Source organism: Streptomyces californicus, from assembly GCF_000717645.1.
Taxonomy (GTDB): Bacteria; Actinomycetota; Actinomycetes; order Streptomycetales; family Streptomycetaceae; genus Streptomyces; species Streptomyces californicus.
This window is the reverse complement of sequence record NZ_JNZZ01000007.1, coordinates 13,764-28,415: the sequence shown is the minus strand read 5'-3', so window position 1 is coordinate 28,415 and position 14,652 is coordinate 13,764. Positions and strand designations below refer to the sequence as shown.

The following is a 14,652-nucleotide window of genomic DNA, read 5'->3' as shown; positions in this document are numbered from 1 at the left end:
GCGTGCGGGCCGGGGCCGCGGTTCAGATGGCGTCCTCGGGCTCCGCCGGCAGGACGTTGGGGTAGGGGTGGGTGAGCCGGTGGGCGTAGGCGGCGATCGCCCCGCCGACCAGCGGCGCGATGATGAACAGCCAGAGCTGGGTCAGGGCCGCGCCGCCCGCGAAGAGCGCCGGGCCGAGGCTGCGCGCCGGGTTGACCGAGGTGCCGGTCAGCGGGATGCCCACCAGGTGGATCGCGGCGAGCGCCAGGCCGATGGGCAGCCCGTCGAAGCCGACCACCGCCACCTTGTGCGTCACCGCGAGGACCACGTAGACGAGCAGGAACGTCAGCACCACCTCGGCGAGGAAGGCGCCGCCGATGTTGATGCCGACGGCCGAGCGGTCCTCGTAGCCGTTGGTGCCGAACTCCCCGCTGGTCTCCAGGCCGGGGATCTGGTGGGCCAGCAGGAACAGCAGGGCCGCGCCGACGATCGCGCCGAGGAACTGGGCGATCCAGCGCTCGACGGCCGACCGGATGTCGATCCGGCCCGCCACGAACATGCCCAGCGTCACCGCCGGGTTGACGTGGCAGCCCGAGATCGGGCCGAGCGCGTAGGCGAGCGCGAGCAGGGTGAAACCGAAGGTGAGGGCGATGCCCACCGTGCCGAGGTATTCGACGGCGACCACCGCGGACCCCACGGCGAAGAACACCAGCAGCAGGGTGCCGAGGAATTCTGACGCCACGATCCGCTTCTGCATGGAACCACCTCGCGAGTAGGCCGGTATGTCGGATTTCTCCGATGTACCGATTCATTCTCGGCGCGGGGTGCGGTTCGCGCGCGTCGGGCCGGGGCGGCCTGCCTCAGCGGGCGAAGAGGGGCTCCCCGGGTGTGGGCGTGCCGGCCGGGAGGAGGGCGAGGTCCAGCCCCTTCACCAGCCGGGCCCGCAGGACGTCGCTGGCGGCCAGTGCCCCGGCGACGCGGCGGGCCGCCTCGGCGGGCACCGCGTCCGGCGCGAGGACGAGCGCCAGGGTGCCGTCCGCGCTGCCCGGCCCGAGGTGGGCGCGGACGACGGCGGGGTCGGCGGAGACGATCTCCCGTACGGCCTCGGCGACGGCCGGGTCCTGGAGCGGGTCGATGCTGGTGCGGTTCTCCGCGAGCGCCAGCAGCGCCTGGCCGCTCAGCTCGAAGGCGACGGGCCCGGCGAGGTCGAGCACGAGGGTGTCGGCCTTCTCGTGGGCGGCGGCCTGGAGCGCCAGGTGGAGCGGTACGGCGACGGGACGCGCCTGGGGGTCCCAGAGGGCCAGCGAGGCGGTCGAGGTGAAGGCGGGGAGCGCACGCCGGTCGCCGGCGCTGAGGGTGGGCACGGCCATGTCGCTGGTCTTCTCGCGCCGCAGCCCGGCCCCTCGCTTCCCGCCGCCCCGCTCATGGGCGTCGTGCCCCTCCGGACCGCCCTCCTCGACCTCGCCGAGCACGGCGACGACGGGGACCAGGAGCCGGGCGTCGCGCAGGGCCGTGAGCACCGGGCCGACGGCGCTCCGGTCGCGCGACCACGCGTCCAGTGCGGCGGACAGGGCGGGCGACGCCGAGCCGTCGTCGTCGGGGAAACCGGGGTCCGGAATGTTCTTGAGCTCCACGGGACGAGCGTAGTGCCTGGCCGCCGGCGGCCCGCCCGCAGGTGGCCCTCGGGCATCCCGGCGGGGCGGGTGGGGCCGAACGGGTGACGACGGGCCGCCGGAGCGGGTGGGCGGAGAGCGGACGTGGCAGGGCGGGCGCGGTGGAGTGCGGGCAAGGTGCGCGGGGTGGGAAGGGCCGGGTCGCAGACGGCTTCCGGCGGGCCGCCGGAGCGGGTGGGCGGAGAGCGGACGTGGCAGGGCGGGCGCGGTGGAGTGCGGGCATGGTGCGCGGGGTGGGAAGGGCCGGGTCGCAGACGAACGGCTTCCGGCGGGCCCCGGGGTGTGGGCGGGCGCGGTGGTCAGCGGCGGCCGGGGGCGGGGGCGCGGCCGCGCCACAGGACGACGGCGGCGGCCAGCAGCGCCGCGCCGAGGCCGCCGGCGAGCGGGGCGGCCCAGTTGGCCGTCCCCTCGTCGGTACGGGCCGGGGTGGGGCCGTCGCCGAAGTACCGCCCCCGGTGTCCCGCCGGGGCCGCTTTGGCGCTCATGTCCTCCGGCCGCAGCAGGCCCCCCGCGTCGATGGCCTCGGCGGGGTCGACGATCCCGTACCCCCGGGCGTCGTCACGTCCTTCGGCGGGGGCGTCGCGGGCGGTGTCGGCCAGCAGCTTCTTGATCTGGGCCGGGTCGAGTCCGGGGTGGGCGGCGCGGACCAGGGCGACCGCGCCGGAGACGAAGGCCGCGGCGGCGGAGGTGCCCCACTCGATGTAGTAGTGCCCGTCCGGGTTGGCGACCACGATGTCGACGCCGGGGGCGCTGACGGTGGCGTACCAGCGGCGGGTGGAGAACGAGGCGTGCGTCCCGTACTCGTCGACCGCGGCGACCGCGATCACCCCGGGGTAGGCGGCGGGGTAGGAGATCCGGTCCCCCTTCTCGCCGCCGTTGCCGGCCGACGCGACCACGGGGATGCCCTTGGAGAGCGCGTACTGGATGGCCGAGTCCTCGCCCGGGTCCGGATGGGCGGACTCGCTGTCGTCGCCGAGGGAGAGGTTGATGACGTCGGCCCCGTTGTCGGCGGCCCACCGGATGCCCTTCGCGAGGGCGGCGCCCCGGGACTTGCGGGCCTTGGCGCGGGCCGGGTCCTTGGACTCCAGGATGACCCGGACCGGCAGGACGCGGGCCTCGGGGGCGACGCCGAGGATGCCGTCGGTGCGCCCGGGGCCGTTGCCGCGGCCGGCGATGATCCCGGCCATCGCGGTGCCGTGCAGGGCCCAGGAGGAGTCGCCGCGGCCCGCGCCGAAGCCGATGAGGTCCTTGCCGGGGAGTACCTGGCCCGCCAGGTCGGGGTGGGCGTCGTCCACCCCGGTGTCCAGCACGGCGACGGTGACGCCCCCGCCCCGGGTGGTCTGCCACGCCCGGTCCGTGTGCAGGGCGTCCAGGGCCCACTGCTGGTCGCGGATGGCGTCCGCGTGCGCGGGTGCGGCGGACACGAGGGCGAGCACGGCGGCGGCGCAGACCGCGGCGAGGGCGCGGTGGGGTCGTCGGGTCATCCGGGCTGCTCCGTGAGGTCGGCGACGGCGGCGCGCAGTCCGCGCTCCACCCGGTCCGCGACGCCCTTCGCCTCGTGGCCGAGTCCGGCCTGGGCGATGTCCGTGGCGGCCCCGGACGCCATGGCGTCGGCGGCGGGCTGCGGCTCGGCGACGGCGCGCCCGTCCGCGAAGCCGGAGACGGCGAGGACGACGACCGGGAATTCGGTGAGCGGGTCGACCGTCCAGCTGGCCCGCTGCCCGGCGCCGAAGGAGGCGGCGGGGGTGCCCTCGGGGGCGTACGTACGGGGCATGAGGTCCTTGCGCGCGCCGAGCTTCTGCTCGGTGAAGCGGGTGCGCAGGGCCTGCATGCCGGCGGCGTCGGCCTCGGTGAAGACCAGGCCGACGGTGGTCACAGCGGAGCGGGTGGCGTCGGTGTAGGTGGCGCGCACCAGCCGTTCGCAGCCGACGGACCGGAGGGTGGTGAGGAGCAGCGGGTCGAGCCCGTCGGCGCAGGGGGAGTCGGCGGCGACGGCGATCCGGGTCCAGGTGCGGTGGGTGCCGCCGGGACCGGCGCCCCTGCCCTCCAGGGTGCGCGGGAACAGCGTGTCGACGGGGACGCTGTGCCAGGCCGCGCGTGCGGCGGTGTAGGGGCTCTTCGTGGTCTCGGCCGAGGAGTCGCCGGTCAGCCAGGCGCCGGTGGCCGCCCCGCCGATCAGCCCGAGGCCGAGCACGACGCAGGCGGCGGCCGTGACGGTGCGCCACCGCTGCCGGGGCCGGACGGGCCGCAGCCGGGTGGTGGTCTCGGCGGGGGCCTCCGGGACGTCGTGGCGGAGGGGGATCCGGGGGGCGCCCGGAGGCGGCGGGTAGAGGCCCGGCGCGGGCGGGCTGCCGACGGGCGCGACGGGCCCGCGCCGTGCGGTGGGCGGCGGCGCGAGGGGCGCGCCCGGTGGTACGCCGGGGGGCGCGGGGGGCGTCCGGGAAGCGGGTGGGACGGCCTCGGCCGGGGCAGGGGTGGCCGCCGGGGCGGCCTGCGGGGCCGGGGCAGGGGTGGCCGCCGCCGATGCCGTCCGAGCCGGGGCCGGGGTCGCCTGAGGCGGGGAGGTCCGAGCCGGGGCTGTCGCCGGGGGGCGCGGGGCGTTCAGCGTGAACGAGGCGGGCGGGGCCACGCCGGAGGGCGTGGGCGACGGTGCCGGGGCGGCCGGGGCCTGTCGGTCCGCCGTCGGGATCGAGCGCGTCATCCCGGGCGGGGCCGGGTTCGAGGCCGTCGTCCCGGGCGTGGCGGGGGCTCCGTCGGACGGAGGCACGCGGGGCGCGGACGGCGGCGCGGCAGGCGCGGACGGTGACACGCGGGGCACGGACGGCGGTACGCGGGGCGCGGACGGCGGCGCCGGAGGCGTGGAGGCCGGGGCTCCGATGGGCGGCGGCGCAGGCGTGGCGGGCGGCTTCGGCGGGGTGGTCGGGCGGGGCGGCACAGGGGGGCGCCGCGCTTCGGTACTCATCCGGCCCCCTGCATACACATCCTCGTACCGACCACGGATCACCGCCGCTGACGGGCCCGTTGACGCTCGCGTGCACGTCACTCTACGGGCTGCGGGCGGACGGCGGGCAACGGGACGTCCGGGTCGGCGGGGGATCTGTCCCGATCATCCCCCTACCCAGCGGTAGCGGCTCTCTGGCAAGCTGCGGCCATGACTGCCCGTGCCGCTGACCGGACCCGTTACAACCGGGCCACCGCCCATCTCGACGCCCCGATCGCGATCGTCGATCTGGAGGCGTTCGACGCCAACGCCGAGGACCTGGTGCGACGGGCGGCCGGAAAGCCGATCCGGGTCGCGAGCAAGTCGGTGCGGTGCCGGACCCTGCTGGAGCGGGTACTCGCGCGACCCGGGTTCGCCGGGATCATGTCGTTCACGCTGGCGGAGTCGCTGTGGCTGGCGCGGGCCGGGTTCGACGACGTGCTGCTGGCCTATCCCTCGGCCGACCGCTCCGCCTTCGCCGAGCTGGCCGCCGATCCGAAGCTCGCCGCCGCCGTGACGGTGATGGTCGACGACCACGCCCAGTTGGAGCTGATCGACGCGTCCCGGGCGGGCGGGAGGGAGGAGATCCGGATCTGCCTGGAGCTCGACACCTCGCTGCGGATGCTGGGCGGCCGGGTGCGCGTCGGGGCGCTGCGCTCCCCCTTGCGCTCCCCCGCACAGCTGGCGGAGCTGGCCCGCTCGGTGGCCCGGAGGCCGGGGTTCCGGCTGGTGGGGCTGATGGCGTACGAGGGCCATGTGGCCGGGGTCGGGGACGCCGTGGCCGGGCGGCCGCTGCGGTCCCGGGCGATCCGGCTGATGCAGGCGGCCGCCCGCAAGGAGCTGGCCGCGCGCCGGGCCGAGGTGGTGCGGGCGGTCCGGGCGGTCGTGCCGGACCTGGAGTTCGTCAACGGCGGCGGCACGGGCAGCGTGCAGCACACGGCGGCCGAGGACGCGGTCACGGAGATCGCCGCCGGTTCGGGGCTGTACGTGCCCCGGCTGTTCGACAACTACACGTCGTTCACCGGCCGCCCGGCCGCCCTGTTCGCGCAGCCCGTGGTGCGCCGGCCCGGCGTCGGCGTGGTGACGGTGCTCGGCGGCGGCTATCCGGCCTCCGGCGCGGCCGGGGCGGACCGTTCGCCGGTGCCGTACCTGCCGGAGGGGCTGCGCTACGACCCGCAGGAGGGCGCGGGCGAGGTGCAGACGCCGCTGCTGGGCTCCCCCGCCGACGACCTGCTGATCGGTGACAAGGTCTGGTTCCGGCACGCCAAGGCCGGGGAGCTGTGCGAGCGCTTCGACGCGCTCCAGCTGATCGAGGGCGACCGGGTCACGGCGACCGTTCCGACCTACCGGGGCGAGGGGCGGACCTTCCTCTGAGGCGGATTCCCGGACCGATCGGGGGTCCGGGACGCGCCCGGTCGCTCAGGGGCCGACCGACGCGCCCACGCCCCCGCTGGTCGCGCTGTCCCCGACCGGGCGGATGCCCCGGGTGATCGTGTCCATCAGGGAGAGCGGCAGGTCCGGCACGCCCGCGTCGAAGGCGAACCGGACGATCACCGGGGCCCCCGAGCCCACCGAGGAGGGGAAGGCGAGGGACTGCACGTATCCCCCGGGCCCCCTGCCGGTGGTGACCTGCCAGCGCACCAGGTAGCCGGTGCGTCCGGCGACGGCCGTCTCCCGGGCTTCGAGCACCTTGTGGGTCCGGATGCCGCCGTGGAGGCGGCGGCCGATGCCGTCCTCCTCGTAGGCCAGGTCCGCCGCGGTGGCGATGTCGGCCTCGGCGATTTCCTCGGGGGTGTCGCCGCCTGCGGCGGTGTGGGTGCTGATCGTGCCGTGGTAGCAGAACGACGAGCCTCCGGGGCAGTCGTAGGACTGCTCGGTGCGGATGGTGGGAACGCGTGCGGAGCTGGTCTCCGGCCTCTCCCAGCCCTCGGGGACGGGCAGGGTGATCCCGTTGAGCTGGTCGACGAGGACGGCCGGGTCGGCGTCCGGGGCGGGCGCGCCGCCGGAGGTGGCGGAGGGGGCGGGGCTGGTGGCGGGGGCCTGGGCCGAGGTGGTGGTCGTCGGGGCCGCCGTCGTGCCGTCGTCGTCGCGGCCGAGCAGGATCACTCCGGCGACGGCCGCGCCCAGGACCAGCGCGCCGGAGAGCGTGACCGCCAGGATCCTGGTCCGGTTGCCGCCCGTGGGACCGTCGTGGGGCCCGCGCCGGTGCGGGAGCGGCGCCGAGGGCGGCCCGAACCCCGCCGGCGGGGGCGGCGCCTGAGGGGCGGCGGCGAGCGGGCGGGTGTGCGCGGTCCAGGCCGTGCCGTCCCACCAGCGTTCGAGACCGGGTGCGCCCGTGTCCGGATACCAGCCGGGCGGCGTCGCGTAACTCATGCGCCCACCATAGAGACCGGCTCCGGCGCGGTCGCGGGGGCCGCGGGGCTCACCACGTACGGAATGCCCGGGTCCGCGCCCGCGCACGGAAGGCCGGAACACTCGGGGCCGCACCCGCGGACGCGCTCACCCCGGCCTCGGCCGTGCACGGCGCCCTGGGGCCTCAGCCGCCGCGGCCGGTCAGGGACAGCAGATCGCGCGCGGGTCCGGTGGGGCGGTGGCCCCCGGGCCAGACCGCGCGCAGTTGGCGGCGCAGCCGTACGCCCGCGACCGGGACCTGCACGAGCCGGCGGGCGGACAGCTCCTCCCCCAGGGCCAGTTCGCTCAGGACGCACGGCCCGGCGCCGCTCTCCGCCGCGCCCTTGACCGCCGTGGTGGAGGAGAGCTCCAGCAGCGGCTGGGCCAGTCCGCCGTGGACGGCGAGCGCGGCGTCCAGGACCTGGCGGGTGCCGGAGCCGTGTTCGCGCAGGATCAGCGGGGTGGCGGCGAGTTCGCCCGGCAGCAGCGGGGTGCGGCGGCGGGCCCACGGGTGGCCGGGGGCGACCACGACGACGAGCCGGTCGTGGGCGATGACGGTGCCGTCGAGGCCCTCCGGTATCGACAGCCCCTCGACGAAGCCGAGGTCGGCCTCGCCGGTGACCAGGCGGCGGGCGACGGCGGCGGAGTTGCCCGCGAGGAGCGAGACGGCGGTGTCGGGGCGCTCCTCGCGCAGGGCGATCAGCCAGCCCGGCAGCAGGTATTCGGCGATCGTCATGCTGGCGGCGACCCGCAGCCGGGAGTCGCGGCGGTCGCGCAGCGCCTGGGCGCCCGCGTCGAACGCCTCCGCGGCGTCGACGACCCTGCGGGCCCAGTCGGTGACGAGCGCGCCCGCCTCCGTGAGCCGGGAACCGCGCGGTGAGCGGTCCAGCAGGGCGACGCCGAGCTGCCGTTCCATGGACCGGACGCGGCTGGAGGCGGCGGGCTGGGTGATGCCGACGTCCCGGGCGGCCCGCCCGAGGCTGCCGTGGCGGGCGACGGCGAGCAGCAGCTCCAGCGCCCCGAGGTCGGGGACCCGGTGGGCGAGGGGGGTGCGGGGTACGTCGTCATTGCCGGTCATAAAGTCAGCTTATGACCTCATAGGGGTGGGGTCCCTGGTGGGGCGGCGCCCGCACGCGAAGAATCGTGGCATGGCCATCTTTCCGCAGACCCGCTCCACCGCCCCACCGCCCCGCCCCGCAGAGACCGCCCCGGCGGCGGACCGGCGGACAGCGGACCGGCCGACTGCGGACCGCTCGGTGGATGACCGGCCGGCGGAGGCGGGGTCCCCGGAGCCCCCTTCCGCCGAGGCTCCCGGCGCGTCCGTCCGGCTGCCGTCGCTGCGGCACATCGGCCCGAACTGGTACGCCTGTGTCATGGGCACCGCGATCGTCGCCTCCGCCGGGGCGGGGCTGCCCGTGGACGCTCCCGGGCCGCGGGCGGCGTTCGTCCTCGTGTGGGCGCTCTCGGCGGTCCTCCTCCTGGCCGTTCTCGCCGCGCGGGCCGGGCACTGGCTCCACCACCGCGACCAGGCCCGCGCCCATCTGCTGGACCCGGCGGTCGCCCCGTTCTACGGCTGCCTGTCGATGGCTCTGACGGCGGTCGGCGGCGCCACCCTGACGGTCGGCGCGGACGTGGTGGGCGCGAGGGCGGCGCTCGCCGCGGACGTCGTGCTGTACGTCGCGGGCACGCTGGTCGGCCTGGTGGCCGCGGTCGCGGTCCCGTACCTGATGGTCGTACGCCACCGTCCCGCGCCGGGGACCGCGTCGCCGGTCTGGCTGCTGCCGCTGGTGGCCCCGATGGTGTCGGCCACCCAGGGCGCGCTGCTGGTGCCCCACCTCGCCCCGGGGCAGGGGCGCGAGGCGCTGCTGCTGGCCTGCTACGCGATGTTCGGCCTGTCGCTGCTGGCCACGCTGGTGATGCTGCCGCTGGTCTTCGCCCGGCTGGTCCACCACGGTCCGCTGCCGCTCGCGCTCACCCCGACGCTGTTCCTGGTGCTGGGGCCGCTCGGCCAGTCGACGACCGCCGTGAACCAGCTGGCCGACGTGGCCCCGGGGGCGGTCGGGGACCCGTACGCCGCCGCGTTCGGCGCGTTCGCCGTGCTATACGGGGTGCCGGTGATGGGCTTCGCGCTGCTGTGGCTGGCCCTGGCGATCGCGATGGTGGTGCGGGCGGCGCGGAACGGGATGGGCTTCGCGATGACGTGGTGGGCGTTCACCTTCCCCGTCGGCACGTGCGTGACGGGGGCCGCCGGGCTGGCCCGGCACACAGGCCTGTCCGCACTGACCTGGCTGTCCGTGGCGCTGTACGTGTTCCTGGTCGTGGCGTGGGCGGCGGCCGGCGCGCACACCGTGCGCGGGGTGGTCAGCGGAGCGCTGACGGCAGCACCCGTGCCGCCTCGGCCAGCGACGGCCCGTACCACGTGAGCAGCCGCCCGTCGACGAGCGCGGCGGGCAGCCCGGGGAACGCCTCGGGCCCGTCGGCGGCGGTGAACCGGTAGGGCTCGTCGGGCAGCACGACCAGCTCGGCCCCGGAGGCGTTCAGCTCCTCGACGGTGACGCGCGGATAGCGCTCGGGGTGGCCGGCGTACACGTTGCGGACGCCGAGACGGGCGAGGAGGTCCCCGGCGAAGGTGTCGCGGCCGAGCACCATCCAGGGCCTGCGCCAGATCGGTACGGCGGCGGGGCGCGGGGGCCCTGAGGGTGCGGGAAGGGCGGCCCAGGCGGCCTCGGCCTCGTCCAGCCAGCGGGGGCGGGCGAGCCCGCAGCCGTCCACGAGGACGCGGTGCAGTTCGGTGAACGCCTGGTCCAGGGTGCGGATCTCGGTGACGAGGACGTCGAGCCCGGCTCCCCGCAGCGCGTCGAGGTCGGGGGCCCGGTTCTCCTCATCGTTGGCGATCACCAGGTCGGGGGCGAGGGCGGCGATCGCGGCCACGTCCGGGTTCTTCGTGCCGCCGATCCGGGCGGCGGCGAGTCCGGCGGGGTGCGTGCACCAGTCGGTGGCGCCGGCCAGCAGCCCGGGGGCGCTGACGGCGACGGCCTCGGTGAGCGAGGGGACCAGGGAGACGACGCGCACGGGCCCTCCAGCCGCTCAGCGACGCGAGTCGAACGTGGCGTCGATGTGCTCCGCCACCGAGACCACCAGGAGCCGGGTGCCGGGCACCGTGGCGCGCCAGCGGTGGCGGACGCCGCCGGAGAGGAAGAGGCTGTCGCCGCGTTCCAGTCGGTGCGCCCGGCCCTCGGCCTCGATGTCGACGGCACCCTCGACGACGTACATCAGCTCGTCGTTGCGGTGCTGGAACTCGCGCCCGAGGTCCGGTTCGCCGCTGAACTCCAGGGCGCTGAGCTGGTGCCGGCCGCGCACCAGCCGCCGGACGCCCTCGCCGCCCCCGGCCCGTACGACGTCCACGGCGCGCGCGGAGTCGGCGGCGGCGTGAAGCTTCTTGGTGGTGGTCTCCAGCGCTTCGGCGACCCGGTCGAGGGAGCGGGCGCTGGGGCGGGCCCGTTCGTTCTCGATCTGGCTGAGGAAGGGCACGGAGAGCCCGCTGCGCTCGGCGACCGCGGCCAGCGTGAGGCCCAGGGTTCTGCGCCGTCGGCGGACGGCGGCGCCCACCCGCGGTGTGTCCTTGTCGTCCATGTCCCAGCTCCCTCCCACCCACGCCATCCTCGCGGTTGCCAGCACCATACGCACATGGTCGCGCACGACGTCCGGCGAACGAACCCCGGGCAGCCGGAAGGGGTGGCCCCGCCCGAAGGCGGGTGCCACCCCTTGCGACCTGTGCTTTCGTGCCCGTGGGCCCCTACTGGGGTGCCATGGTGTCCGCGATGCCCGGGTTGTCGTCCATCCAGGCCTTCACGGCTTCCTCCTCGTGGCCCGCGCCGCGCTTCTGGATCTCGTTCTCCAGTCCGCCGAGCTGCTTCTCGGTGAGCTTGAAGTCCTTGAACCACTTCGTCAGCTGCGGGTACTGCTTCGGGAACTCCTTGGAGGCGATGGTGTGCAGCCGGTCGCCGTCACCGAACACCTTCTCGGGGTCCGCGAGCTTGGTGAGCTTGTACTCGTTGTACGACCAGTGCGGGGTCCACAGCAGGACGGCGATGGGCTCCTTCTTGGCGTACGCGCGCTTCAGCTCGGCCAGCATCCCGGGCGTGGAGGAGTCGACGACCTCGTACTCGCCGTCCAGGCCGTACTCGGGCAGCACGTTCTTCTTGAGGTTCTCCATGACCGCGGTGCCCGGCTCGATGCCGACGATCCGGCCCTTGAAGTCGGAGCCCTTGCCCTTGAGGTCCGCGAGGCTCTTGACGTCCTTGACGTAGTCCGGGACGGCGACCTCGACGGAGGTGGGCCCGTACCAGGATCCGATGTCCGTCAGCTTGTCCTTGTACTTGTCCCAGTAATTCTTCTGGGTGTACGGGAGCCAGCCGTCGAACTGGACGTCGATCTGACCGCGCGACATCGCGGCGTACATCGGGCCGATCTCGAACTGCTTCAGGTTGATCTTGTAGCCGCGCTCCTCCAGGACCGCCTTCCACAGGTACGTGGCGGCGATGTCCTCCTCCCAGGGGAACCAGGCGACCTCGACCGGGCGCTTGCGCTCGTCGTCACCGCCGGCGGCCTGGGCGCTCTTCGGCGCGGGGGCCCACTTGTCGACGACGTCGGAGTTGCTCTTCAGCCAGGTGCGGACGGCGTCCTGCTCCTTGCCGGAGCCGGCCTTCTGGATCTCGGCTTCGAGGCTGGTGAGCTGCTCCTCGGTCATCTCGAAGTCCTTGAGCCACTTGCCGACCTCGGGGTTCTCCTTCGAGAAGCCCTTGCGCGCCAGGGTGTGGATCCCGTCGCCCTTGCCCCACAGGCCCTTGGGGTCCTTGAGCTTGGTGAGGTCGAACTGGTTGTACGCCCAGTGCGGCGACCAGAGCGGAACGACGATCGGTTCCTTCTTGGCGTACGCGCGCTTCAGCTCGGCGAGCATGGACGGCGTGGAGCCGTCGATGAGCTTGTACTCCTTGTCGAGACCGTAGCCCGGCAGGAGCTTGTCCTTGAGCAGGCCCATCTCACCGGCGCTCGGCTCGATGCCGACGATGCGGCCCTTGAACTCGGAGGCCCGGCCCTTCAGGTCCTCCATCGACCGGACGTCCTTCATGTACGCGGGGACGGCCAGCTCCAGCGAGGTGGGGCCGTACCACGAGCCCATGTCCTCCAGGCGGTCCGCGTACTTCTTCCAGTAGCTGGCGTGGGTGACCGGCAGCCACGAGTCGGTCTGGAAGTCGATCTGGCCGTTGGCCAGGCCGGTGTACAGCGCCCCGGCCTCGTACTGCTTGACGTCGACCTCGAAGCCGCGCTGCTCCAGCATCTCCTTCCAGAGGAAGGTGGAGGCGATGCCCTCGTCCCACGGGATGTAGCCGATGGAGATCTTCTTGCCGTCGCCGATCTTCGCGCCGGCGCCGGCGGTGTCGTCCTTGGAGCCGCCGCCGAAGACGCTCATGCCGCCGGCCACGAGGGCGAGGGCGACGATGGCCGCGACCGCGACCACGGGCTGCGGGCGGTAGGTCCAGATCTTCCAGCCCTCGGCCATCGCGCGGGCCTTGGCGACCGCGCGGCGGCCCAGCGGGGAGACCACGGTGCCGAGCGCGCCGGTCATCCGGTCCAGGTACATGGCGAGGATGACGATGGAGATGCCCGCCTCGAAGCCGAGACCGACGTCGACGTTGCCGATGGCGCGGTAGACGGAGCCGCCGAGGCCGCCGCCGCCGACCATGCCCGCGATGACGACCATGGAGAGGCCGAGCATGATGACCTGGTTGATGCCGGCCATGATCGTGGGCAGGGCGAGCGGCAGCTGGACGCGCAGCAGGGTGTTGCGCGAGGTGGTGCCGAACGCCTCGGCCGCCTCGACGAGTTCGCCGTCGACCTGGCGGATGCCGAGTTCGGTCATCCGGACGCCCGGGGGCAGCGCGAAGATGATCGTGGCGATGATGCCGGGGACCACGCCGACGCCGAAGAAGATGACGCCGGGGATCAGGTAGACCATGGCGGGCATGGTCTGCATGAAGTCCAGGACCGGCCGGATCACCGCGCTGACGGTCTTGGACCGGGAGGCCCAGATGCCCAGCGGTACGGCGATGACCAGGGTGACGAGGGTCGCGACGAGCACCAGGGTGAGGGTGTCCATCGCCTCGTCCCACAGTTCGACGGAGTCGATGAGGGCGAATCCGGCGAAGGTGAGCAGGGCGGCGGGCAGGCCGCGCAGCCACCAGGCGATGACGGCGACGATGCCTGCGAAGAGCAGGGGCGCGGGGGCGGACAGGACGGCGGCTATGCCGTCGAACATGCCGCTGACGAGGGAGCTGATGGCGTCGAAGAGCCAGGCGAGGTGGGTCTGCAGCCACTCGACCGCGGAGTCGACCCACTCACCGAGGGGGAGCCTAAACACCGGCCACCTTCTTCGTGTCGGCGGTCGCCGGCTCGGCGTCGCGGGGGGTTTCCGCGGGCGTCATCGGCTCGCCGAGGACGGCGAGCAGCCGGGAGCCGGGCACGACGCCGACGAGCTTGCCCTTGGCGTCGGTCACGGCGACCGGGTTCGCGCTCTGCGCGCAGGGCGTGAACAGGTCGATGATCGGCGTGGACTCCTCGACCGCGGCGGGGGCGGCGGCGAGGACGTCCTGCGGGGTGCGCAGCTCCGTGCCGTCCGCCGCCCTGGTGCCCATGACCGTGTGCGGTTCGGCCATGATCGCGCTCGCGGTGAGGACCCGGGAGCGGTCGACGTCCTGGGTGAAGGAGGCGACGTAGTCGTTGGCCGGGGTGACGAGGATGTCCTCGGCGGTGCCGAGCTGGACGATCTCGCCGTCGCGCATCACGGCGATGCGGTCGCCGAGGCGCATGGCCTCGTTGAGGTCGTGGGTGATGAAGACGATGGTCTTCTTCAGGCGCTTCTGGAGCTCCAGGAGCTGGTCCTGCATGTCACGGCGGATCAGCGGGTCGAGCGCGCTGAAGGACTCGTCCATGAGCAGCAGGTCGGCGTCGGTGGCCAGGGCGCGGGCGAGGCCGACGCGCTGCTGCATACCGCCGGACAGCTCGTCGGGCCAGGAGCGCTCCCAGCCTTCGAGGCCGGTGAGCCGCAGGGCCTCGGCGGCGCGCACCTCGCGCTCCTCGCGCGAGACGCCCTGCACCTCCAGGCCGTAGGCGGCGTTCTCCAGGACGCTCCGGTGGGGGAAGAGCGCGAAGTGCTGGAACACCATGCTGATCTTGGTGGAGCGGACGTCCCGCAGCTCACGGGGGCTCAGGGCGGTCAGATCCTGGCCGTCGAACAGGACGCGGCCCGCGGTGGGTTCGAGGAGGCCGTTGAGCATGCGCAGCAGGGTGGACTTGCCGGAGCCGGACAACCCCATGACGACGAAGATCTGCCCCGGCTCCACGGTGAACGAGGCGTCGATCACCGCGGCCGTCGTTCCGTCGGCGCGCAACTCTTCGCGGTCGGAGCCGCTCTCGAGCTTCCGCACGGCTTCATCGGGTCGTCTGCCGAACACTTTGTACAAGTGCTCGGCTTGCAGCCTGGACACATACACCTCACGCGTTGAACCGAAAAACGGTCTGCCACCCCCTCCGGCAGACCGTGGAGCGATGCGGATTCCGTCCGCGTGG

General features: G+C 74.5%; 12 protein-coding genes. 2 read left to right on the top strand and 10 right to left on the bottom strand.

The genetic code is table 11. From position 1 onward, the window contains the following. Positions 1–22: 22 nt before the first annotated feature. The 4 genes from IF19_RS0110980 to IF19_RS0110965 all read right to left on the bottom strand — a co-directional run bounded on the left by IF19_RS0110980 (position 23) and on the right by IF19_RS0110965 (position 3,954). Complete coding sequence (locus tag IF19_RS0110980; protein ID WP_030114095.1) at positions 23–736, bottom strand: MIP family channel protein; 714 nt, start codon at positions 734–736, stop codon at positions 23–25. A 103-nt stretch (positions 737–839) separates the two neighbouring features. After that, positions 840–1,613: an SseB family protein gene (locus IF19_RS0110975; protein ID WP_030114096.1), complete on the bottom strand. Its 774-nt coding sequence runs from the start codon at positions 1,611–1,613 to the stop codon at positions 840–842. 338 nt (positions 1,614–1,951) lie between these two features. After that, the gene (mycP, locus tag IF19_RS0110970) at positions 1,952–3,136 is read right to left on the bottom strand and encodes a type VII secretion-associated serine protease mycosin (RefSeq protein ID WP_030114097.1); all 1,185 of its coding nucleotides are present in this window, start codon (positions 3,134–3,136) and stop codon (positions 1,952–1,954) included. Continuing rightward, positions 3,133–3,954 carry a hypothetical protein gene (locus IF19_RS0110965; RefSeq protein WP_050493774.1) on the bottom strand — a complete coding sequence of 274 codons (822 nt, stop codon included), beginning with the start codon at positions 3,952–3,954 and terminating at the stop codon, positions 3,133–3,135. The genes mycP and IF19_RS0110965 overlap by 4 nt, the downstream gene beginning before the upstream one ends. 849 nt (positions 3,955–4,803) lie before the next feature. Between IF19_RS0110965 and IF19_RS0110960 the strand changes: the two genes are divergently transcribed. After that, the gene (locus tag IF19_RS0110960; RefSeq protein ID WP_030114099.1) at positions 4,804–6,006 is read left to right on the top strand and encodes an amino acid deaminase/aldolase; all 1,203 of its coding nucleotides are present in this window, start codon (positions 4,804–4,806) and stop codon (positions 6,004–6,006) included. 45 nt (positions 6,007–6,051) lie between these two features. Here the strand turns inward: IF19_RS0110960 and IF19_RS0110955 are convergent, their stop codons facing one another. Together IF19_RS0110955 and IF19_RS0110950 are read right to left on the bottom strand one after the other, a co-directional pair. Then, a complete protein-coding gene (locus tag IF19_RS0110955; protein WP_030120544.1) occupies positions 6,052–7,005 on the bottom strand; it encodes a DUF2510 domain-containing protein in 954 nt (317 codons plus the stop codon). Positions 7,006–7,168: 163 nt separating this feature from the next. Further along, positions 7,169–8,101 carry a LysR family transcriptional regulator gene (locus IF19_RS0110950; protein ID WP_030278040.1) on the bottom strand — a complete coding sequence of 311 codons (933 nt, stop codon included), beginning with the start codon at positions 8,099–8,101 and terminating at the stop codon, positions 7,169–7,171. A 70-nt stretch (positions 8,102–8,171) separates the two neighbouring features. Here IF19_RS0110950 and IF19_RS0110945 point away from each other — a divergent pair, with 70 nt between their 5' ends. Continuing rightward, positions 8,172–9,446, top strand: a complete 1,275-nt coding sequence (locus tag IF19_RS0110945) for a TDT family transporter (RefSeq protein ID WP_234310463.1) — start codon at positions 8,172–8,174, stop codon at positions 9,444–9,446. Here IF19_RS0110945 and IF19_RS0110940 read toward each other — a convergent pair. From IF19_RS0110940 to IF19_RS0110925, 4 genes are all read right to left on the bottom strand, one after another. Continuing rightward, a complete protein-coding gene (locus tag IF19_RS0110940; RefSeq protein ID WP_030114104.1) occupies positions 9,385–10,095 on the bottom strand; it encodes a helical backbone metal receptor in 711 nt (236 codons plus the stop codon). The genes IF19_RS0110945 and IF19_RS0110940 overlap by 62 nt on opposite strands. Positions 10,096–10,110: 15 nt before the next feature. After that, positions 10,111–10,656 (bottom strand): helix-turn-helix domain-containing protein, encoded by a 546-nt coding sequence (locus IF19_RS0110935; protein WP_030114105.1) that lies wholly within the window; start codon positions 10,654–10,656, stop codon positions 10,111–10,113. Positions 10,657–10,819: 163 nt separating this feature from the next. Further along, positions 10,820–13,444, bottom strand: a complete 2,625-nt coding sequence (locus IF19_RS0110930) for an ABC transporter permease/substrate binding protein (protein ID WP_030114106.1) — start codon at positions 13,442–13,444, stop codon at positions 10,820–10,822. After that, complete coding sequence (locus IF19_RS0110925) at positions 13,437–14,510, bottom strand: quaternary amine ABC transporter ATP-binding protein (protein WP_030114107.1); 1,074 nt, start codon at positions 14,508–14,510, stop codon at positions 13,437–13,439. Before IF19_RS0110925 ends, IF19_RS0110930 begins: the two co-directional genes overlap by 8 nt. Between the last annotated feature and the right edge of the window lie 142 nt (positions 14,511–14,652).